Raw genomic sequence first — 19,072 nt, 5'->3', positions numbered from 1 at the left:
TACGGAGGGGGCACCCGCGAATACGCCGAGAGCCGTGCGGCTAAACTTGACCGGTGACTGAGCGCATACTGATCAAGAACCTGGCCGCCCTCGACAATGGACCCGTGACGGTGTCCGGATGGGTCGACACCGTCCGGGACCAGAAGAAGGTGCAGTTCGTCGTGCTGCGCGACGAATCCGGCGCGGTGCAGCTCGTGAACCCGCGCACCACGGATGCCAACGGCACCGTCGTCGTAGACGAACCGGCCACCACCATCTCGACCCTCTCGCAGGGAAGCTTCGTCACCGTCACCGGCGAGCTCAAGCACGACGAGCGCGTCAAGCTCGGCGGCATTGAGATCAAGCTCGCGACTCTCGAGGTCGTCACGGTCGCCATCCCAGAGACCCCCATTGCGTCGGACTCCAGTCTGGACAAGCGCCTCGACTGGCGCTTCCTTGACCTGCGCCAGCCCAAGCAGAACCTGATCTTCCGTCTCCAGACCACATTCGAGCACGCGCTGCGAACGTACTGGATCGACAACGACTTCATCGAACTGCACACCCCGAAGCTGATGGCCAGCGCGAGCGAGTCCCGCGCCGAGCTGTTCGAGGTGGAGTACTTCGACACCAAGGCCTACCTCGCGCAGAGCCCGCAGTTCTTCAAGCAGATGGCCCAGGCCGCCGGCTTCGGCAAGATCTTCGAGGTCGGACCGGCGTTCCGCGCCGACCCGTCCTTCACCAGCCGCCACTCCACCGAATTCACCAGCGTCGACTCCGAGATCAGCTGGATCGACAGCCACGAAGACGTCATGAAGCTGCACGAGGAGCTGCTCGTCGCCGGATTCACCGCCGTCAAGGAGAAGCACGGCGACGAGGTCCTGGCCCTCTTCGGCGTCGAGGTCGCCGTGCCCAGCACGCCGTTCCCGCGCATCCCGCTGGCCGAGGCCAAGGAGATCGTCAAGAACCGCGGCTACGAGGTTCCGCGCGACGACGACGACATGGACCCGGAGGGCGAACGTCAGATCGCCGCTTACGTGCTCGAGACCTTCGGCCACGAGTTCGTCTTCCTCACCGACTACGCCTCGAGCATCCGGCCGTTCTACCACATGCGCCACGAGGGTGACGCGAGCATCACCAAGAGCTACGACCTGATCTTCAACGGCACCGAGATCTCCACCGGCGCACAGCGCGAGCACCGCATCGACATCCTGGTCGAGCAGGCGAAGGAGAAAGGCGTCGACCCGGAGGAGATCGAAGGCTACCTCGACTTCTTCCGCTACGGCGTTCCGGCGCACGGCGGGTTCGGCATGGGCCTCGCCCGGGTCCTGATGTTGATGCTGCACCAGGCCAGCATCCGCGAGGTCACCTACCTGTTCCGCGGCCCAACGCGCCTCGAGCCGTGACCGGGAGGGCTGACCCGCCGAGTTCGGCGGGACAGCCGGGGTAACGGTCCGCAGGTCAGACGACGATGTCGACGGCCATCCGGGACGACACCACGGAGCGGATGAAGGCTCCCGCGGCCTGGTGCGCCGGGTGCACCTGGTAGCGGTCGACCGCGTCCAGATCGTCGAAGTCGGCGATCAGCACGACGTCCCAGTTGGCGCCGCCGGCGACGTCGAAACCCACCCGCAGGGAGCGAATCTCATCGACGACGCCGACGAGCCCTTCCAGCCGCGCCTGGATTCCGGCCGCGGCAGTCGCCTTCTCGGCCGCGTCGGTCGCGGCCAGCTGCCAGGAGACGATGTGCCGGATCATCGCACGGCCAGAAGCGCCGTGCGCAGCCGCAACGGATCGATGCGCCAGTAGTTGTGCACCTTGCCGTTGAGCAGGAGTACGGGGATGTCCTCGACGTACAGGGCGTGCAGCGCGGCGTCGTCGAGGATCGACCGCTCCTCGAGCACGATCTCGGGGGCGGACGGGTCATCGGCGAGTTTCGTCATGACGCTGCCGACCAGATCCCGGGCGTCGTCGCAGAGGTGACAGCCGGGCTTGCCGATCAGGGTGAGGAGTGCGGTAGCCATCCCTCCAGCCTATGCTGGCCCGCCGGTGCGGCACGCAACTAGACTTGACCGCACACATGTCCGAAGACTCCCTCGCCCCAGCAATCGCGTTCTTCGACGTGGACAACACCCTTCTGCGCGGCGCCAGCCTGTACCACCTCGGAGTGGGCGCCTGGCGGCGGCGACTGGTCACCGGCCGGGACGTGCTCTCCTTCGCCTGGAAGCAGGCCCGATTCCTCTACGTCGGTGAGAACAGGGTGCACCTCGCGAGCATTCGGGAGCGCGCGCTGGAAGTGGTCGTCGGCTACAGCCGGGACGAACTCGTCGCGCTCAGCACGGAGATCGTCGACGCCCGCCTCCTGCAGCGTCTCTGGCCGGAAACGGTCGCCGTCGCCCGCGCTCACGTCAGGGCCGGGCGCGAGGTCTGGCTCGTCTCCGCGACCGCCCAGGAGGTGGCGGACGTCATCGCCGAACGACTGGGTCTCACGGGCGCGCTCGGCACCCGGCTCGAGGCCGTCGACGGCATCTTCACGGGCCGCCTCATCGACGGCGTCTGCCATGGCTCCAGCAAGGCCGTCGCCGCCAACGCGCAGGCCGAGCGCAGCGGCGCCGACCTGGCCGACTGCTGGGCCTACTCCGACTCGCACAACGACATTCCGCTGCTGGACCTCGTCGGCAATCCGGTGGTCGTGAACCCGGATGCGACGCTGCGCCGCTATGCCTCGGCGCGTCACTGGCCGGTGATGATCCTCAAGCGCCGCAGCATCAAGGCCGCCACCCGAGCAAGCAAAAAGCGTTAGACCCCAGGGGCCTAACGCTCACGCCGGTAAATATTTCGAGCAGTACAGCTCGGGAACGGTACGGCCCATTCAGCCGTACAGAACCGCCTACTTCTTGTTGCGACGCTGGTGACGAGTCTTACGAAGCAGCTTGCGGTGCTTCTTCTTCGCCATACGCTTGCGTCGCTTCTTGATTACAGAACCCACACGGACCTCACAAAAGAATTGGTTTTGCCGCGGGATTCGCGACAGACACGGTAAATGGCAGTCTACCGGAAAAAGAACACTCTCCTACGCGGTGGTCGCATTCGAGAGCGGGGGCCGCCTGCTATTCGATTTTCCGCCATTTTCGGGGCTTGGCATCTTTGACCGCATGCGCCATCTGGTATGACGTATCCGCGAAGGCCTTCCCAATGGCGGCAGCGAATGCCCGCTGCTCCACCTTCAGGCCCTCGGTCTCCTCGGCCAGCTCCTCGACGGTGGCGTCGAAGTCGACGCTAAGGAAGGGGATCAGCCAATCCTCAATCTCCTCGAGGGGTGCGTAGTCAAGGTGGTAATACCGGTGCTGACCGGCTTCTCTGACCCCCACGAGGCCGGCTTCGCGTAGTACCTTCAGATGCTTGGAGATGGTCGGCTGACTCAATCCGAGCTTGTCGACGATGTCAGACACGCTCAGCTCGCCACCGGCCGTGTTCGACTGGTTGTATCGCTCGAGGAGAATGCGTAGGATTTCGCGTCGGGTCGAATCCGCCACCACGCCGAAGATGTCTGCCATTCCATAAGGCTAGTCATTCCCGGTGAGGGATACCATGGCGACAGACGTTCGTCGCGGGCAAGTCGGAGGTTTCAGTGCACACACGGATGGCGGATTCCGCCTTCGCGCCGCGTCCCACCAGTTGGTACGCCTGGCTCCGCGACTCCGTCGACGGTCTGGTCCGGCGCTCGCCGTCCCGCTTCGCCATCCTCGTTTTCACGGCACTGGTCATGGTGTTCACGCTCCTGTTCTCCCTGCCGATCTCCACCGTGGACCGCACCGTGACCCCGCTGCATGACGCCCTCTTCACCGCCGTGTCGGTGATCTGCGTGACCGGCCTCGCGACCGTGGACATGGCGACGCACTGGTCGGCGTTCGGAAACGTCCTGGTGGTGGTCGGCGTCAATATCGGCGGGGTCGGAGTGTTGACCCTCGCGTCCCTGATGGGAATGGTCATCTCCCGGCGCCTGGGCCTGCGTGCCCGGCTGATGGCCGCCAGCGACACGAACCCCTCCCGAATCCATGCCGGACCCGTCAACGAGGGCCAGGCCATTCGCCTGGGCGAGGTCGGAAATCTGCTCGTGACGGTCGCGATCAGCGCCTTGGTGATCGAGTTGGTGGTGACCGCTCTGATCTTCCCGCGGATCCTGGCGGTCGGGACACCCACCGGGGAGGCGCTCTGGCAGAGCGTGTACTACGCCGCCATGGCGTTCACCAACAGTGGCTTCTCCCCCAACGTCGGAGGCCTCACCCCGTTCGCCGGCGACTACTGGTTCCTCAGCTCCCTGATGATGGGAGCGTTCCTCGGCAGCCTGGGATTCCCGGTGATCTACACCCTCGCCCGGGGGTGGCGCAGCCCCCGGCGCTGGTCGCTGCACGTGAAGCTGACCCTCTTCACGACGATGGCACTGCTCGTTGTCGGCGTCGCCTTGTACCTCGTGCTCGAGTTCGACAACCCGAAGACGTTCGGGTCCCTGAGCGCGGGCGACGCGATCTTCCAATCTCTCTTCCTGTCGGTGATGACCCGGTCCGGCGGCTTCGCAACCTTCAACATCAGCGACCTGAACGGTGCGAGCCTGCTCGCCACGGACATGCTGATGTTCATCGGCGGCGGCTCCGCCTCCACCGCGGGCGGCATCAAGGTGACGACCCTGGCCATCCTCTTCCTGGCGGCCTTCGCCGAGGCCGGCGGACGCACCCAGATGGAGGCGTTCGGCCGCCGGATCCCCGGCGACATCCTGCGGCTCGCGGTCAGTGTCGTGCTGTGGGGCGCGACGACCGTGGCCGTGTCCAGCATCCTGATCCTGCAGATCTCCCAGGCGCCGTTGGATCTCGTGCTCTTCGATGTGATCTCCGCGTTCGCCACCTGCGGTCTGTCGACCGGTCTGACCGGCGAGCTGCCTCCCGCCGGAGTCTACGTTCTGGCGGCGACCATGTTCATGGGCAGGATTGGTACAGTGACTCTCGCGGCCGCCCTCGCCGCGAGCCAGAGCAGGCAGCTGTTCTCCCGTCCGGAAGAGAGACCCATCGTTGGCTGACCGCTTCAAACACGACGCACCGGTGCTCGTGATCGGCCTCGGCCGCTTCGGCGCGGCCACCGCAGGGCAGCTCGACCGACTCGGCCGGGATGTGCTCGCCGTCGACGACAGCGCCGCCCTGGTGCAGAAATGGTCCGAACGCGTCACCCACGCGGTGCAGGCCGACGCCACCTCCATCGAAGCGCTCCGCCAGATCGGCGCCCAGGAATTCTCGATCGCCGTCTGCGCCGTCGGTTCGTCCGTCGAGGCCAGTGTGCTCATCGCGGCGAACCTCGTCGACCTGGGAATCCCCCAGATCTGGGCGAAGGCGATCTCCAAGTCGCACGGCACGATCCTCGAGCGGATCGGCGTGAACCACGTCGTCTACCCGGAGGCCGAGGCAGGCGAACGCCTCGCCCACCTCGTCTCGGGACGACTGCTCGACTTCATCGAGTTCGACGACGACTTCGCCCTGGTCAAGATGATCCCGCCGAAACCGATCCGGGGCCTGAACCTGACCGAATCCGGGCTGCGCCGCAAGTACAACGTCACCGTCGTCGGCGTGAAGAGCCCCGGCCGCCCCTTCACCTACGCCACGGAGAAGACTGTCGTCACCGACCAGGACCTCATCATCGTCTCCGGCACGGAGTCCGACATCGAACGGTTCGCGTCGCTCGAGTTCTAGGACGGACTGAACGCGGGCTAGTTCCCGGCGAGTTCGCGGGCCCGGGCGAGTGCGGCATCCGTCGCCCGGTCGAACAGTTCCTTGAGACCGCCCTTTTCGAGCTCCCAGACGGCGCGCTCGGTGGTTCCGCTGGGGCTCGTGACCTGGCGGCGCAGTTCTGTCGGGGACAGGTCGGATGCCGCCAGCAGGGTGGTCGCACCGAGGAAGGTGCCGTTCACCATGACGGCGGCCTCCTCCAGGGTGAAGCCCTTGGCGATGGCCGTGGCGGTGAGCTGCTCGATCAGGTAGAAGACGTAGGCGGGACCTGACCCCGAGATGGTGCTGAGGGCATCGAGCTTCTCCTCCGGCACCACCAGGACGTCTCCGACCGTGCCGAACAGGGACTGCGCGAGCGCGAGGTCGGTGCCGCTGGACCGCGTGCCGGCACTCAGCCCGGTGACGGCCTTGCCGACGAGGGCCGGCGTGTTCGGCATCGACCGGATGACCGACACGGATTCGGGCAGCAACCCCTCGAACGTGGCGATGGTGACGCCGGCGGCAACACTGATGACGAGCGTGCCGGGTTCCAGGCTGTCGGAGATCTCGGCCAGCAGGTCGGGCACCATGACCGGCTTCACGGCGACGATCACGATGCGAGCGCCGGCGATGGCCTTGAGGTTCGCAAACGGCTCGTCGGCGGTGGCCCAGGCGGTCACGCCCGGGATTCCCGCGAGTTCCCCGGCCTTCGCGGTGGAGCGGTTGGTCGCCCGGATGCCGCCCTCCACGGTCACGTTCGGGTTCAGCAGTCCGGTCAGAACGGCCCTGGCCATCGATCCGGCGCCGAGGAAGGCGATGGTGGGAAGTGTGGTGGTGGCAGTCGAAGTCATCCGTTGAGTCTACTTTCGGGCCCCTGCAGGGGGTCCGTTCGATGCGCGATCTAGGATTGCCCCATGAGCAATTCGGGCGGAAACAAGGCAATCGTGGCGGCACTTCTCGCCAATCTAGGGATCGCGATCACGAAATTCGTGGCCTGGGCCTTCTCCGGTTCCTCCTCGATGCTCGCCGAGGGCGTGCACTCCCTGGCCGACTCCGGCAACCAGGTGCTTCTGCTCGTCGGCGGACGCAAGGCCCGGCAGGCTGCCGACAAGGAGCATCCGTTCGGGTACGGCCGGGAACGCTACGTCTACGCATTCGTGGTGTCGATCATCCTGTTCTCCGTCGGCGGCGTGTTCTCCCTCTACGAGGGCGTGCGGAAGCTGCAGGACCCGCACCCGCTCGAGGTGCCGTGGCTACCCATCGTGGTGCTGCTGGTCGCCATGGGCCTCGAATCCTTCTCACTGCGCACCGCCATCAGGGAATCGAACCTCGTGCGCGGCCAACAGAGCTGGGTGCAGTTCGTGCGGCACGCGAAGGCGCCCGAACTGCCCGTGGTACTGCTCGAAGACGTCGCCGCACTCACCGGGCTGGTCTTCGCCTTCCTCGGCGTCGGCCTCACCATCATCACCGGCGACCCCATCTGGGACGCCGTCGGCACCCTCTTCATCGGCCTGCTGCTCGTGCTGGTCGCCGTCGTGCTCGGCGTTGAGACCAAGAGCTTGCTGGTCGGCGAAGGTGCCGGCAAGGTCGACGCCACAGCCATCGAGCGCGCAATCCTGGCCGGCCCGGAGACGCGCAAGATCATCCACCTCAAGACCCTCTACCTCGGACCGGACGAACTGCTCGTCGCCGCCAAGATCGCCTTCGAGGCCGACAGCCGCTTCTCCGATGTGGCGACGGGCATCGGCGCCGTCGAAGCCCGCATCCGTGAGGCCGTGCCCGCGGCCCGCGTCATCTACCTCGAACCGGACCTGTTCCTCGACCCGAACCGTCGCGCACCGCCCACCGACACCATCGTCATCAAGGGCAGCGAGTGACGCGCACCGCGGTCGTGCTGCGACACGATGACACGATCCACCTCGGCAACCTCGAACCGGTGCTGAGGGAGCACGGCTACTCGATTCGCTACGTCGACACGCTGCGGGAGGACGTGCGCGCCCTCGACCCGCGGGACGCCGACCTCTGGGTCGTGCTCGGCGGCGAGATGGGCGTCTACGAGGCCGACGAGTTCCCCGCGCTGCACGCCGAGATCGAGCAGCTCGAGCAGCGGCTCGGCGCGGCCCGGCCCGTCTTCGGCGTCTGCCTGGGTGCGCAGCTGATGGCCGCCGCCCTGGGCTCCCGCGTCTACCGCGGGCCGACGAACGAGATCGGCTACCGATCCGTGGAGCCCACCGAGGCGGGGGCGGCCTCCCCGCTGCGGCACATCAGCGGCATTCCCCTCTTTCAGTGGCACAGCGACACCTTCGACCTGCCCTCCGGGGTGACCCGGCTCGCCGGCTCGCCCCAGTACGGCAATGAGGCCTTCGGGATCGACAACTGGGCGCTGGCCGTGCAGTTCCACCCGGAGGTCACCACGGAGATGCACGAGGTCTGGCTGGCTGCCTCGGAGGCGGAGGTGGCCGCCGAAGGCTTCGACCCGGGCGACCTGCGTCGTGACCGCGACCGCTACTCCAAGGGCATGCAGAGCGCGTCCCGGGCGATGTTCAGCGAATGGCTCGACGGGCTGGATCCGCGAAGAACGCCGTGAGCAGTTCCCCGCACTCGTCGGCGTCGACCTCGGCGTAGACCTCGGCGCGGTGATTGAGCCGGCGGTCCCTCAGCACGTCGTAGACGGAGCCGGCGGCGCCGGCCTTCTCGTCCCATGCGCCGAAGACCACGACGGGCACCCGCGCGGCCAGGATCGCGCCCGCGCACATCACGCAGGGCTCCAGCGTGACCACAAGGGTGCAGCCGGTCAGATGCCAGTCCCCCAGGGACTCGGCAGCCTGACGGATGGCGACGATCTCGGCGTGGCCGGTGGGATCCTGCAGCGCTTCGCGCTCGTTGCGTCCACGGCCGATCACCTGCCCGGCGGGGTCCAGCACCACCGCACCAACGGGCACATCCCCCGTTGCAAGGGCGGCGCGCGCCTCGATGAGCGCGAACCGCATCCATTCGCTGTGCCGGCGATCGACCTCGCCCATCTCAGTTCCCTTCCCCGACTAGTAGATTGAGCCTATGCGAGTCCACGTAGCCGACCACCCCCTGATCACCCACAAACTCACGGTTCTCCGGGACAAGAACACCCCGTCCCCGATCTTCCGATCCCTCGTCGAAGAGCTGATGACCCTTCTTGCCTACGAGGGGACCCGCGGCGTGCGAGTCGAGGAAGTGACCGTGCAGACCCCGGTCTCCGAGGCCCGCGGCGTGCAGATCAGCAGCCCCAAGCCGCTCGTCGTGCCCATCCTCCGCGCCGGCCTCGGCATGCTCGAGGGCATGGTCAAGCTTCTGCCGACCGCAGAGGTTGGTTTCCTCGGCATGGCCCGCAACGAGGAGACCCTTAAACCCACCACCTACGCCGAGCGTCTGCCCGACGACCTCTCCGACCGCCAGTGCTTCGTGCTCGACCCGATGCTGGCCACGGGCGGATCGCTGATCGCCGCCATCCAGTTCCTCTTCGACCGCGGCGCCGTCGACGTCACGGCGATCTGCATCCTCGCCGCGCCCGAGGGTCTCGCCGCGGTCGAGAAGGCGCTCGAGGGCCGCGAAGTGACCATCGTTCTCGGCGCCGTCGACGACAGGCTCGACGAGCACGGCTACATCGTGCCCGGTCTCGGCGACGCCGGCGACCGCCTCTACGGTCTGGTCTAGCCCGGCCGAGCGCTCCCCGCCGGACGGTGAGGCCCGCAGGTCCTGCGACCCGCCGGGCGCCCGAGCCGAACAAATTCAAGAATCTTTGATCAAGTCAAGTTTCATCATGCAATCTTTCACGATTCCGTGATCTGCGGCGGATCCTCCGATCCGCCGCAGAGTCACCGAACGTGATGCGCGTCACACCGCGTCATCCGTGGTCACAGAATTGACACACGCCGTAACAGTGGGCTTTACTCGCAACTATGACAACGAGCGCACGCCCCCAGACCTCCTTCGAGGCCCCCGGGACTGCCGGCATGATGATGCCCGGCAGCTGCTCCGCGTGTTGCCGAATGTCCCGCTGACCTAGCGACCACATCGTCGAGATCCCGCCCCGCTGACGTCCCGCGGCCGGCCGGTCGAACTCCGTAAGTCACTCCGACTTCCTCCAGGCCTCTCACCGGCCGAACTTCTACGAACCTGGAACCGCCCGTCGGCGGCGGGTTCATCTGCAGCATCCCAGCCAAGGATCACTCCCATGTCGCTTGCCCACATTGACACCGCCCGCTCGATTCAGGCCGCACGCCTCGAACGCCAGGCCGCCCCGACCCCCGCAGCGCCCCGCATCCGCGCCGTGCCCGACGGCACCCAGGCCCGCGGCTTCGTACTCTACGTCGGCATCGACGAGGCCACTGCCGCCGCGGCCGGCACCAGCCTCAGCCGCATCGTCGAGGCGCTCAAGACCTTGACCGGCACCATCGCACCGACGGCGGAAACCCACGCCGCGGTCGCACTGGCCCCCGCCGGAGCCGGAGGCCGCGACGTCGACGTCGTTCGTCTCGCCCTGCAGGACCCGACCGCGCTGGCCCGGCACCGCACCGTGGCGGAGAACCCGGACCGCGCACCCGGCGGCGTTGTGGTGGACATCTCCCGCAAGCGCGTCATCCTCGATGGCGAGACCGCGGCGCTGACCTATAAGGAATTCGAACTGCTGCAGTACCTCGTGCTGCGGGAAGGCCGCACCATCGAGCGCGCGGAACTGATCGCCAAGCTGTGGAACGCCTCCGACGAAGAGGATGCCCCGAACGAGCGCACCATCGACGTCCACGTGCGCCGCCTGCGCGCCAAGCTCGGCCGCTACGAAGACATCGTGCGCACCGTGCGCGGCGTCGGCTATCGCTTCGACCGGCACGCCGACGTGTCGATCCGCCAGTCGAGCACACCCAGCCCGGACGTCTTCTAGACAGCGTCGCATCTCCGTCGAACCAATTCGACGGAGATTCTCTCTCCTCAGCGGGTTTTCGAGTGATTCTGGTGCATTTTCACCACAATCTCCGTCGAATTCGCTCGGGCCGGGGGCCCGGGCATGACAGAGGGCCGGTCGTAGTAGCTACGACCGGCCCTCCTCCCTTGCACCAAGAGTGTCCTGCAATCACATTTCGCGCCTTCCGCCACAGCAAACGGTTGACGCACTCCGAATATATAACGAACGCGTAACGAAGCGCTAGTTATCTGTTCGTTATTTTTCTGCCAATTCGCCACGAGTGAATGAGGCGGCACGGGGCGGAGTCCCTATTCTTGAAGATCAAGGATGTGTGGAGGAAGCGTGACCGATCGAGCCGTGGCAGTGGCCGCCTGGGAGTCGCTGTTTCGCGCGCAGGTCGCCATCATGCGTAGCCTCGCCGCCGATTTCCCGACTCATCAGATCTCGTTCAACGAGTACGACGTGATGTTCAACCTGTCCCGGGCCCCTGAGCGGCGCCTGCGGCTCCGGGACCTGAACCGACACGTGTTGCTCACCCAGCCGAGCGTGAGCCGCCTGGTCGATCGACTGGCCGTTCGGGGCTATGTGCAGAAGCACACCGACCCCACCGATGGCCGCGGCGCCCTGATCGAACTGACGGATGCCGGTTACGACCTGTTCCGACGGGTCGCACTGCAGCATATGGGCACCATCACCGACCGCATCGGCGACAAGCTCAGCACCGACGAGCTCACGGATCTCACCGCCCTCTGCGATCGCCTGCGCTGTGAGGACTGACGCGCGCCATCCTCATCCGCCCGCCCCTGCGTCCCCTGTGCAGGCCGAACGGTCGGGCGTACGGTGAGCGCGAGGAGGTGATTCCCATGCATGCAGCGCAGGGAGACCGGATCATCATTCGAGGGAAGACGGTGGAGGCACCGGACCGGCACGGCGAGATCATGGAGGTTCGCGGACCGAACGGCGAACCGCCCTATCTCGTGCGGTTCAGCGAGGGCCACGAAAGCGTCGTGTTCCCCGGTACCGACTTCATGGTCGAGCACATCGCGGCCAAGTAGGCACCAGGGAGCCGCGCAGGGAAGCACAGGCCCGTCCCCCAAGTCAAGGGGGTACTGCCCGGATGCGACCTGAGTTAACTTCGAGTAACGCGTTGCAGATCGTGGCGGGTACGAGAACAGGAGCCTCAGCCATGAGAATCACGTGTCCCTTTTGTCATTCCGCAGCTCGCCTCACGCCGAACCCGGCTCACGCCGAGCACCTCACCCTCCCGGTCTACGTGCTGACCTGTTCCGGCTGCGATCGCACCAACGTGCGCCGCGAGTCGGCACACCAGCCGCGAAAGATCCTGGCGGTCCGCTAGAGCCAGGTCCGTCAGAGACTCTGGCGACAGGCCCCCGGTCAGTACTTCCCGGTCAGCGTGGACCTATCACAAAACCCCCGCAATCGTGACGATTGCGGGGGTTTTTCACCTGTGCGCCCGAAGGGATTCGAACCCCCAACCTTCTGATCCGTAGTCAGATGCTCTATCCGTTGAGCTACGAGCGCAGGCTGCCACCGAACTAAGCGCTCTATGACAACTTGAAAACTATAACAGCTATTCGGGGGGCTCCGGTGCGGCAAGGCCGGCGGGGGTGCGGATTCCGAGCCAGGAGACGGCCCCGCCGGCGAACATCAGGACCGCCACGACCACCATCACGCGCTGGAATCCGGTCACGTCGAGCGTGCCGCCGATGATCGTTCCGGCCAGGGCCACCGCAATCAGCCCGGCCACCCGGGCTACGGCGTTGTTGACGGCCGACCCGATCCCGGCCTGCTCGGAAGGGATCGAGCCCAGCACGGCGGAGGTCAGCGGAGCCACGGTGATGGCCAGGCCGAGGCCGACCACCACGATGGCCGGTACGACCTGAGCCCAGAGGTCGATCGGCGGCACCGCCGCGAGCAACAGCAGGAAACCGAGCCCCGCGACGACCGGGCCGACGGCCATGAACATCCGTGGGCCGTAGCGGCCGGCCAGAGTGCCGAACAGGGTCGCGAAGAGCAGAAGCATGACGGTCGCCGGGATCCCCGCGAATCCGGCTGCGGTCGCCGAGAAGCCGCCGACCTGCTGCAGGTAGAGCGTGAAGACGAAGAAGCCGAGGTTGAGGGCCGCGTAGACGCCGACCGTGGCGAGGTTACCCACCCCGAAGTTGCGGTTCGTGAACAGGCCGAGGGGCATCATCGGATGCGGCGCGCGCGCCTCCCACCAGAGGAACCCCGCGAAGGCCAGCAGCCCCACGACGAAGGGCACGAACACGACCGGGCTTGCCCAGCCCAGCCGACCCTGCTCGATCAGGGCGAAAACCGGCCCGCCGAGCCCGATCGCGGCCAGGCCGGCGCCCCACACGTCAACGGGGGCCACCGGGCGGGTGCGCACGGGCTCGTCCAGGCCGGCCAGCAGCACCAGGGTGATCGCGATCGGGATCACGTTCATCCCGAAGAGGAGCCGCCAGCTCGCCGTGTCCACCAGGATGCCGCCGAGCACCGGGCCCATGATTCCTGCGATCCCCGTCCAGCCCGTCCAGGCACCGATCGCCCGGCCCTGTGCCGCCCCCGAGAAGGTGGAGGTGATCAACGCCAGGGAGCTCGGCACCAGCAGTGCCGCCGCCACGCCCTGCAGCACCCGGGCGAGCACGAGCGCGCTCCCCCAGGGTGCCACCATGCAGGCCAGCGACGTGATACCGAACCAGACCAGCCCGATCCGGAGCACCCGCACCCGGCCGAACGTGTCCGAGAGAGACCCGGCCACGAGGATCAGGGCACCCAGCGAGAGCAGATAGCCGTCGACCACCCACTGCTGCAGCACGAGACCGCCGCCGAGTTCCCGCGAGATCGCCGGCAGCGCCACCGTGACGATGGAGCCGTCCAGGAAGGCCACGAACGACGCCAGAATGGCCACGATCAGAACTCGGCGCTCTCGGGTGATCACTCTCCCAGTTAACCCGATCGAGGCCAGATCCGAGGCCCTAGCCGGCATCTGGGGCCGGTGCAAAACTGACGCCATGACCGCGACCCGCAACACCCAGGCATCCTTCGAATACGCCGGCCTTCGGGCCCTGTTCATCAATTGCACCCTTAAACGAAGCCCCGAAATCAGCCACACACAGGGCCTGATGAACCTCAGCATCAACCTGATGCACGAGCAGGGCGTCCACGTCGAGAACATCCGGGCCATCGACCACGACATCGCCTCGGGCGTCTACCCCGACATGACCGAACACGGCTGGGCGACGGATGCCTGGCCCGCGTTGTTCGACAAGGTGCGCACCTCCGACATCGTCGTGATCGGCGGTCCGATCTGGCTCGGCGACAACGGCTCTGTCACCAAGCGGGTGATCGAACGGCTCTATGCCATGTCGGGGGAGCTGAACGACAAGGGTCAGTACGTCTACTACGGCAAGGTGGGCGGGGCCGTGATCACCGGCAACGAAGACGGCGTGAAGCACTGCGCGTCGAACGTGCTCTACAGCCTGCAGCACATCGGCTTCACGATCCCCCCGGCGGCGGACGCCGGCTGGATCGGTGCCATCGGGCCAGGGCCGAGCTACCTGGACCCGGGCTCCGGCGGGCCGGAGAGCGAGTTCACCAACCGCAACCTCACCTTCATGACCTGGAACCTGATGCACCTGGCCGCGATCCTGAAGGCCAACGGCGGCATCCCTGCGTACGGGAACCTCCTCGGGGCGTGGGACCAGGGCGAGCGGTCCGGATTCCAGCCGAATCCGGAGTACCGGTAGCGGCGCCCACGCGCCGGAAGTGAGGACACCATGACCGTGACCCTGCCCGAGGTGGTGCCGACCTCTCCGCGGAGCCGGTTGGACGTGCGGGTCACAGGCGGGATCGTACGCGGGGTGGATGCCGAAGGGATCCTGGCCTGGCGCGGCATCCCCTACGCCGCGCCGCCCGTGGGCGACCTGCGGTTCCGGGCCCCGCAGCCGGTCGTGCCGTGGGAGGGCGTTCGGGAGCCTCCCGGTTCGGCCGGGTGGCCCCGCAGCCCTACAAAAGCCAGTTCAAGGGTGCCCGGCCGCGCGTGCCGGCCGGTGAGGACTGCCTGAGCGTCAACGTGCTACGGCCGGCGACGGCGACGCGCAAACGGCTGGGACGCCCGGTGATGGTTTTCATCCACGGCGGCGGCTACAGTGTGGGCTCCTCGCAGGATTTCACCGGCCGCGGAGAGAGCTTCGTGCGCACCGGCCGGGTGGTCTACGTCAGTTTCAACTACCGGCTGGGTGCCCTCGGCTACCTCGACTTCTCCCGGTATTCGACACCGGAGCGGCCCCTCGAGAGCAATCTTGGGCTGCGCGACCAGGTCGCAGCCCTCCGGTGGGTGCACGAGAACATCCGTGCCTTCGGGGGCAACCCCCACAACGTGACCGTCTTCGGGGAATCCGCCGGCGCCAACGCGGTGCTCCACCTGATGGCGACGCCTGCCGCCGAGGGGCTGTTCACCCGCGCCATCGCGCAGAGTCCCCCGACCAGCGCGTCGTTCTCGCACTTACTGACCGACGGCTGGGCCGCCGAATTCGTGGCGGAGCTGCGCTCCCAGCGGCCGGACGCCTCAGCCCTGTCGCCCAACGACCTGCTGACCAGCGGCGCGGTGGCCGACCTGACCCGGGCGTCCGTGGCGTTGCAGGCGCGCACGCCGGATGCCAACCCGGGCACCTTCTGTCTGATCCCGGTGATCGACGGAGATTTCCTGCCCGAGCGGCCGCTCGACGCCTTCCGGCACGGGACCGCGCACCGGGTGCCGCTGATCATCGGCACCAACGAGCGGGAGGGGTCGTTGTTCCGAGGACGGGTGGACATCCTGCCGAAGTCGCCGATGCGCATCGCGGCGATCTTCGACCACGCCCCGGTGAGCTCGCACGATGCGATGCGCACGGTCTACGCCACCCTCCCGGCGAAACGGTCGTCATCGGACTTCGGCGGGGATTTCGTGTTCTGGTATCCGAGCCTGCAGATCGGCGACTTCCATTCCCGGGCCGCACCGGTCTACGCGTACCGGTTCGACCTGGCGCCGCGGCTCATGCACATGCTGGGCATCGGCGCCACCCACGGCATCGAGCTGTTCGCCCTGTTCGACCACGTCGACGGCCCCACGGCCCGCGCAATGAGCCTGCTCGGTGGGCGCGAACTCTTCATCAACGCGGGCGAACGGATGCGGCTGCACTGGCTGCGCTTCGCCTGCACCGGCCGGCCCGACGACAGCTGGCCGACCTACACGGAGTCCGATCGGCTGACTCTGATCATCGACGAGACCGATCGCATCGAGTCTGATCCCCGCGGGGAGCGGCGCGCCGTCTGGCAGGAGTTCCTACCGAACTTCTAGTCGGGGGCGCCGGCCGGGGAGGGCGGTGCGGTGCGGCTACTCGTTCACGAGCACGGGAACGCCGAGGGCCACCGAGGCCGCCTGCCCGGCCAGCGCGGCCGGGACCTCGATCCGGAAGGTCACCCGTTCGTCCGGGGCTGCCGCATGGCCGGACGACGCGATGGTCGTCGCGAGGTGGTACACGAAACGATCGGAGCCGAGCAGCATCCCCTGCTGGTCGTAGAAGCCCGCGAGAACCTGCCGGTCGAGCACCTCGCTCACATCACTGGTGACCAGCACGCCCCCGGTGACGGCGGCGCCATCGAAGGCCAGGTCTTCGAGGGAGAACCGGTCATCGAACGGTCCGGCCGCCCGCACGATCTCACCGGGGCTCGGTTGGGCCTGGGCAATGCCAACGAGTTCCGGTTCGCCCGTCGCCGCGGTGAGCCCCGCGAAGGACGCCTGCGGCGTCACGGCGACCGGCGCCGCATCCGTGGCGGCCGGGTTGACGACGGCCAGGGCGACCGTGGCCAGTCCGGCGACCAGCCCCACGAGGAAGACCAGTGCGGCAAGCCGAGGTGATCTGAGTGTCATTCGATTCTCCCGTCGGGCGGTCGGTCTGGTGCGTGGTGCGGAATCGGCTAGCGGATGACGCGCGGGGCGTGTCCGACGATGCCGAACGGGGCGATGTTGTCAGTGGTGCCCTCCAATTGGTCGGAGCCGGGACCGGACGCGTAGATCGGGACATCCGCACCGGTGTGGTTGCGGGGGAGGTAACTCAACCACAGGCCGGCCTCCGGGGATCCGTCGGTGACACCGGCCGCGTCGGTGGGGATGCGGAAGGTGGCGGGGCCGAAGTTCTTGGCGTCGGCCGCGCCGGTGCCGTTGACGATGCCGGTGGATCGTGCCGAATCGCGCGCGTTGCTCGGCCGGGTCGGCGTCGAGTTGTTGGCGGTGTTGCCACCGTCGACATTGGCCGGGGGTGTCGCTGCCTCGGCGTTGGTGAAGGTGCCCTTTTCTCTGATGTTGAACCCGGCGCATTCGTGGTCAGGCGTGACGATGACCAGAGTGTTGCCGTCGCGCTGGGCGAATTCCTGTGCGATCGCGACGGCATCGTCGAAGGCCTTGATCTCGTCGAGGGTCTGCGCCGCGTCGTTGGCGTGGGAGCGCTTGTCGATCAGGGCGCCTTCGATCTGCAGGCAGAAGCCCTTGTCGCTCTTGTGAGTCTTCTCGGTCTTCTCGCCTCTGGTCTTCGTCTGGCTGAGCAGTTCGATGGCCTTGCTCGTCATCTCCGGCAGGCTCGGCTCCTGCGCCTGAACTGACGAAGGGTTGTCCCGTTTGGACTTCTCGACGGTGAGGATGCCACGGTTGAACAGCCCGAAGACCTTCTGGCCGGTGGCGGCGGCAAGGTCGGCCTTCGTGGCCGTCGTCTGGTTGGCGATCGAACCGAGCACCGAGCAGCCCTGTGCGGTCAGCGCGGCCTCATCGTCGGCATCGAAGCGGCCGAGGCCACCGCCGAGGATCACATCGGCCGTGCCGTTGCGGGCGATCTGGTCGGCGACGGGGGTCACCCGCACGTCGTTCGTGGGCAGGGCCGCACCGGTCACCGCGAGGTCCTGGCAGGCCGCATCCGAATAGACCGGCCCCTGGCAGCCCCTGGCGAGTACGTGACTCATCTGGCCGGCCGGGGTGGCGTCGGTGATCTCCGCGGTGGACACATTGCCCGTGCGGTAGCCGGCCTTCTTGGCGAGTTCCATCATCGTGGGCACGATGGCACCTTTGGCATCGACGCCGAGGGCCGCGTTGTAGGTCTTGACGCCGAAGGCCCCCGCGGTCGCGGCCGAGGCGGAGTCCGTGACGGGGTTGGGGCGGAAATCGGGCTGGCCGGAGAGTTTCTCCACCGCATAGGTGCTCACATAGCCCTGCGCCGCCAGAGTCTCCATCGACAGCTTCCCGTCCGACCCGTAGAAGCGCTCCCGGGCGGCGGTGACGTGAGTGCGCACCATGCCGTCCCCGAGCAAGTAGATGACGTTCTTCGCCCGGCCCTCGTCGTCGTCAGCGGAGGCCGAGAGGGAGGTCCCGACCAGGCCGGTGAGGGTGGCGGTGGCCGCGAGAGCCACCACCAGGGTGGTGGCGGCCAGCGCCGAGCGTGGACGTCGCATGCGGTTCTCCTGAAGTGGGGACAACGAGAGTGACAGCTTCTGTTGCCACCCTCGGACCTTCGGAGTCTCGAGTGTCCCCCTAATGGCCGCCGGGTGAACACCCCGTCTGGCGGCTCGGTTCGGTGGCCGCGCGTGCCGAACCCCGGCGCGCCGCCCGCCCCGCCACTGCCGCGCCCGCTCCCGGCCGAACGAATTCGACGGAGACTTTGCTCAAAATCGGCCCGAAACATCCGTTTCAGTTCCATATCGGTAAAATCTCCGTCGAATTCGTTAGGGGCTCGGGACTTTGTCTCGCACGGCGACGGATGGACCTGGTCGCCCCAGCCCACGGGCCCGCCGCGAACAAATCAGGTTCGATATATCTTTATAAGTCTTGACTCTAGATTAGAACACGTTTACTATAGTGGTATGGCAGGAGCCCCCACTCCGCACCACCCCACCACCTCACCGCAGGCGGTGGCTTCCAACGTGCAACTGCCCCTCGTGCAACAGCCCCTTGTGCAGCGACTGCAGCAGGCGCGTGATCTGGCCGCGGAGGTGCTTGATTCGGTCGCCTTCTCTCTTTTGAGTGAGGCGGAGGCGATGGCGGTGCTCGGCACGGTCGAAGACCTCGGCCGTAGGGTCGATGCGGCCAGGGTTGCATCCGCTGCCGACATTGCGGTGCGGTCTCGGCGCATCCTCGGGAATGAGTCCCTCGCGTATAAGAACGGGGCGACCAGTGGCACGGACCTGATCACCCGCCTGACCCGTGTTTCCTCGCGGGAGGCGAACCGGCGGGTGCGCCTGGGCGAGAATGTCACCCCGCGTCTGGCCGGCACCAGCATGCTGCCGCCGTATTACCCGGCCGTGGCGGCTGCCCTCACCGCCGGTTCGCTTGGTGTGGACGCGGCGGAGCACATCGTCA

Annotated in this window: 21 protein-coding genes, 1 tRNA gene and 1 pseudogene; 13 read left to right on the top strand and 10 right to left on the bottom strand. The window is 67.1% G+C overall.

What is annotated here, in order from left to right; genetic code table 11:
• The first annotated feature begins 53 nt into the window (after nt 1-53).
• Nucleotides 54-1,382 (top strand): aspartate--tRNA(Asn) ligase, encoded by a 1,329-nt coding sequence (aspS, locus tag E3T28_RS10650; RefSeq protein ID WP_166786997.1) that lies wholly within the window; start codon nt 54-56, stop codon nt 1,380-1,382.
• Between the two features lie 55 nt (nt 1,383-1,437).
• Here aspS and E3T28_RS10645 read toward each other — a convergent pair whose 3' ends face one another.
• Nucleotides 1,438-1,734: a Dabb family protein gene (locus tag E3T28_RS10645; protein WP_134430768.1), complete on the bottom strand. Its 297-nt coding sequence runs from the start codon at nt 1,732-1,734 to the stop codon at nt 1,438-1,440.
• Nucleotides 1,731-2,000 carry a glutaredoxin family protein gene (locus E3T28_RS10640; RefSeq protein WP_134430766.1) on the bottom strand — a complete coding sequence of 90 codons (270 nt, stop codon included), beginning with the start codon at nt 1,998-2,000 and terminating at the stop codon, nt 1,731-1,733. The genes E3T28_RS10645 and E3T28_RS10640 overlap by 4 nt, the downstream gene beginning before the upstream one ends.
• A gap of 56 nt (nt 2,001-2,056) precedes the next feature.
• Here E3T28_RS10640 and E3T28_RS10635 point away from each other — a divergent pair, with 56 nt between their 5' ends.
• Entirely contained in the window at nt 2,057-2,779 is a 723-nt protein-coding gene (locus tag E3T28_RS10635) for an HAD family hydrolase (protein WP_134430763.1), read from the top strand.
• An 87-nt stretch (nt 2,780-2,866) separates the two neighbouring features.
• On the opposite strand, the gene E3T28_RS10630 is transcribed toward E3T28_RS10635, so the two are convergent.
• Together E3T28_RS10630 and E3T28_RS10625 are read right to left on the bottom strand one after the other, a co-directional pair.
• Nucleotides 2,867-2,965: a 30S ribosomal protein bS22 gene (locus E3T28_RS10630; protein ID WP_003792170.1), complete on the bottom strand. Its 99-nt coding sequence runs from the start codon at nt 2,963-2,965 to the stop codon at nt 2,867-2,869.
• A gap of 121 nt (nt 2,966-3,086) precedes the next feature.
• Nucleotides 3,087-3,533 carry an ArsR/SmtB family transcription factor gene (locus tag E3T28_RS10625; protein ID WP_134430760.1) on the bottom strand — a complete coding sequence of 149 codons (447 nt, stop codon included), beginning with the start codon at nt 3,531-3,533 and terminating at the stop codon, nt 3,087-3,089.
• A gap of 86 nt (nt 3,534-3,619) precedes the next feature.
• Here E3T28_RS10625 and E3T28_RS10620 point away from each other — a divergent pair, with 86 nt between their 5' ends.
• Together E3T28_RS10620 and E3T28_RS10615 are read left to right on the top strand one after the other, a co-directional pair.
• The gene (locus E3T28_RS10620) at nt 3,620-5,050 is read left to right on the top strand and encodes a TrkH family potassium uptake protein (RefSeq protein WP_134430757.1); all 1,431 of its coding nucleotides are present in this window, start codon (nt 3,620-3,622) and stop codon (nt 5,048-5,050) included.
• A complete protein-coding gene (locus tag E3T28_RS10615) occupies nt 5,043-5,714 on the top strand; it encodes a potassium channel family protein (RefSeq protein WP_134430755.1) in 672 nt (223 codons plus the stop codon). The genes E3T28_RS10620 and E3T28_RS10615 overlap by 8 nt, the downstream gene beginning before the upstream one ends.
• A gap of 17 nt (nt 5,715-5,731) precedes the next feature.
• On the opposite strand, the gene proC is transcribed toward E3T28_RS10615, so the two are convergent.
• Nucleotides 5,732-6,580, bottom strand: a complete 849-nt coding sequence (gene proC, locus E3T28_RS10610) for a pyrroline-5-carboxylate reductase (RefSeq protein WP_134430752.1) — start codon at nt 6,578-6,580, stop codon at nt 5,732-5,734.
• Nucleotides 6,581-6,643: 63 nt separating this feature from the next.
• Here proC and E3T28_RS10605 point away from each other — a divergent pair, with 63 nt between their 5' ends.
• Nucleotides 6,644-7,606, top strand: coding sequence for a cation diffusion facilitator family transporter (locus tag E3T28_RS10605; protein WP_134430750.1), 963 nt, complete (start codon nt 6,644-6,646; stop codon nt 7,604-7,606).
• Nucleotides 7,603-8,316 carry a glutamine amidotransferase gene (locus E3T28_RS10600; protein WP_134430747.1) on the top strand — a complete coding sequence of 238 codons (714 nt, stop codon included), beginning with the start codon at nt 7,603-7,605 and terminating at the stop codon, nt 8,314-8,316. Before E3T28_RS10605 ends, E3T28_RS10600 begins: the two co-directional genes overlap by 4 nt.
• Here the strand turns inward: E3T28_RS10600 and tadA are convergent.
• Nucleotides 8,273-8,752: a tRNA adenosine(34) deaminase TadA gene (tadA, locus tag E3T28_RS10595; protein ID WP_198417194.1), complete on the bottom strand. Its 480-nt coding sequence runs from the start codon at nt 8,750-8,752 to the stop codon at nt 8,273-8,275. The genes E3T28_RS10600 and tadA overlap by 44 nt on opposite strands.
• Nucleotides 8,753-8,786: 34 nt before the next feature.
• Between tadA and upp the strand changes: the two genes are divergently transcribed.
• The 4 genes from upp (at nt 8,787) to E3T28_RS10575 (ending at nt 11,720) form a co-directional block, all read left to right on the top strand.
• On the top strand, nt 8,787-9,419 hold the full coding sequence (gene upp / locus E3T28_RS10590; protein WP_134430744.1) for a uracil phosphoribosyltransferase: 633 nt from the start codon (nt 8,787-8,789) through the stop codon (nt 9,417-9,419).
• Nucleotides 9,420-9,939: 520 nt separating this feature from the next.
• Nucleotides 9,940-10,644, top strand: coding sequence for a winged helix-turn-helix domain-containing protein (locus E3T28_RS10585; protein WP_134430741.1), 705 nt, complete (start codon nt 9,940-9,942; stop codon nt 10,642-10,644).
• 348 nt (nt 10,645-10,992) lie between these two features.
• Nucleotides 10,993-11,442 (top strand): MarR family winged helix-turn-helix transcriptional regulator, encoded by a 450-nt coding sequence (locus E3T28_RS10580; RefSeq protein WP_134430738.1) that lies wholly within the window; start codon nt 10,993-10,995, stop codon nt 11,440-11,442.
• A gap of 86 nt (nt 11,443-11,528) precedes the next feature.
• Nucleotides 11,529-11,720, top strand: coding sequence for a DUF1918 domain-containing protein (locus E3T28_RS10575; RefSeq protein WP_134430735.1), 192 nt, complete (start codon nt 11,529-11,531; stop codon nt 11,718-11,720).
• A gap of 414 nt (nt 11,721-12,134) precedes the next feature.
• Here E3T28_RS10575 and E3T28_RS10570 read toward each other — a convergent pair.
• Together E3T28_RS10570 and E3T28_RS10565 are read right to left on the bottom strand one after the other, a co-directional pair.
• Nucleotides 12,135-12,207, bottom strand: a tRNA-Arg gene (locus tag E3T28_RS10570).
• Nucleotides 12,208-12,256: 49 nt separating this feature from the next.
• Complete coding sequence (locus tag E3T28_RS10565) at nt 12,257-13,675, bottom strand: MFS transporter (RefSeq protein ID WP_134430860.1); 1,419 nt, start codon at nt 13,673-13,675, stop codon at nt 12,257-12,259.
• A 25-nt stretch (nt 13,676-13,700) separates the two neighbouring features.
• Here E3T28_RS10565 and E3T28_RS10560 point away from each other — a divergent pair, with 25 nt between their 5' ends.
• Together E3T28_RS10560 and E3T28_RS10555 are read left to right on the top strand one after the other, a co-directional pair.
• Nucleotides 13,701-14,435 (top strand): flavodoxin family protein, encoded by a 735-nt coding sequence (locus tag E3T28_RS10560; RefSeq protein WP_134430732.1) that lies wholly within the window; start codon nt 13,701-13,703, stop codon nt 14,433-14,435.
• Nucleotides 14,436-14,465: 30 nt separating this feature from the next.
• Nucleotides 14,466-16,027, top strand: a pseudogene (locus E3T28_RS10555) (carboxylesterase/lipase family protein).
• Between the two features lie 36 nt (nt 16,028-16,063).
• Here the strand turns inward: E3T28_RS10555 and E3T28_RS10550 are convergent.
• A complete protein-coding gene (locus E3T28_RS10550) occupies nt 16,064-16,600 on the bottom strand; it encodes a hypothetical protein (protein WP_166786996.1) in 537 nt (178 codons plus the stop codon).
• 47 nt (nt 16,601-16,647) lie between these two features.
• The gene (locus tag E3T28_RS10540) at nt 16,648-18,168 is read right to left on the bottom strand and encodes an alkaline phosphatase (RefSeq protein ID WP_134430724.1); all 1,521 of its coding nucleotides are present in this window, start codon (nt 18,166-18,168) and stop codon (nt 16,648-16,650) included.
• Between the two features lie 408 nt (nt 18,169-18,576).
• On the opposite strand from E3T28_RS10540, the gene E3T28_RS10535 reads away from it, so the two are divergent.
• Nucleotides 18,577-19,072: DUF222 domain-containing protein (locus E3T28_RS10535; protein ID WP_134430721.1), on the top strand; the 496-nt coding region annotated here is incomplete at its 3' end.

The sequence above is a fragment of the Cryobacterium sinapicolor genome (genome assembly GCF_004403465.1).
Taxonomy (GTDB): Bacteria; Actinomycetota; Actinomycetes; order Actinomycetales; family Microbacteriaceae; genus Cryobacterium; species Cryobacterium sinapicolor.
The sequence above is the reverse complement of the archived record's forward strand: the minus strand, read 5'-3'. Positions and strand labels throughout refer to the sequence as shown.

Excerpts from the sequence above, each read along its gene's own strand:
- E3T28_RS10645 (WP_134430768.1), bottom strand. The coding sequence starts at position 1,734 with ATGATCCGGCACATCGTCTCCTGGCAGCTGGCCGCGACCGACGCGGCC.
- E3T28_RS10640 (WP_134430766.1), bottom strand. The coding sequence starts at position 2,000 with ATGGCTACCGCACTCCTCACCCTGATCGGCAAGCCCGGCTGTCACCTC.
- E3T28_RS10635 (WP_134430763.1), top strand. The coding sequence starts at position 2,057 with ATGTCCGAAGACTCCCTCGCCCCAGCAATCGCGTTCTTCGACGTGGAC.
- E3T28_RS10625 (WP_134430760.1), bottom strand. The coding sequence starts at position 3,533 with ATGGCAGACATCTTCGGCGTGGTGGCGGATTCGACCCGACGCGAAATC.
- E3T28_RS10620 (WP_134430757.1), top strand. The coding sequence starts at position 3,620 with ATGGCGGATTCCGCCTTCGCGCCGCGTCCCACCAGTTGGTACGCCTGG.
- proC (WP_134430752.1), bottom strand. The coding sequence starts at position 6,580 with ATGACTTCGACTGCCACCACCACACTTCCCACCATCGCCTTCCTCGGC.
- E3T28_RS10605 (WP_134430750.1), top strand. The coding sequence starts at position 6,644 with ATGAGCAATTCGGGCGGAAACAAGGCAATCGTGGCGGCACTTCTCGCC.
- tadA (WP_198417194.1), bottom strand. The coding sequence starts at position 8,752 with ATGGGCGAGGTCGATCGCCGGCACAGCGAATGGATGCGGTTCGCGCTC.
- upp (WP_134430744.1), top strand. The coding sequence starts at position 8,787 with ATGCGAGTCCACGTAGCCGACCACCCCCTGATCACCCACAAACTCACG.
- E3T28_RS10585 (WP_134430741.1), top strand. The coding sequence starts at position 9,940 with ATGTCGCTTGCCCACATTGACACCGCCCGCTCGATTCAGGCCGCACGC.
- E3T28_RS10580 (WP_134430738.1), top strand. The coding sequence starts at position 10,993 with ATGTGTGGAGGAAGCGTGACCGATCGAGCCGTGGCAGTGGCCGCCTGG.
- E3T28_RS10575 (WP_134430735.1), top strand. The coding sequence starts at position 11,529 with ATGCATGCAGCGCAGGGAGACCGGATCATCATTCGAGGGAAGACGGTG.
- E3T28_RS10565 (WP_134430860.1), bottom strand. The coding sequence starts at position 13,675 with ATGCCGGCTAGGGCCTCGGATCTGGCCTCGATCGGGTTAACTGGGAGA.
- E3T28_RS10560 (WP_134430732.1), top strand. The coding sequence starts at position 13,701 with ATGACCGCGACCCGCAACACCCAGGCATCCTTCGAATACGCCGGCCTT.
- E3T28_RS10550 (WP_166786996.1), bottom strand. The coding sequence starts at position 16,600 with ATGACACTCAGATCACCTCGGCTTGCCGCACTGGTCTTCCTCGTGGGG.
- E3T28_RS10540 (WP_134430724.1), bottom strand. The coding sequence starts at position 18,168 with ATGCGACGTCCACGCTCGGCGCTGGCCGCCACCACCCTGGTGGTGGCT.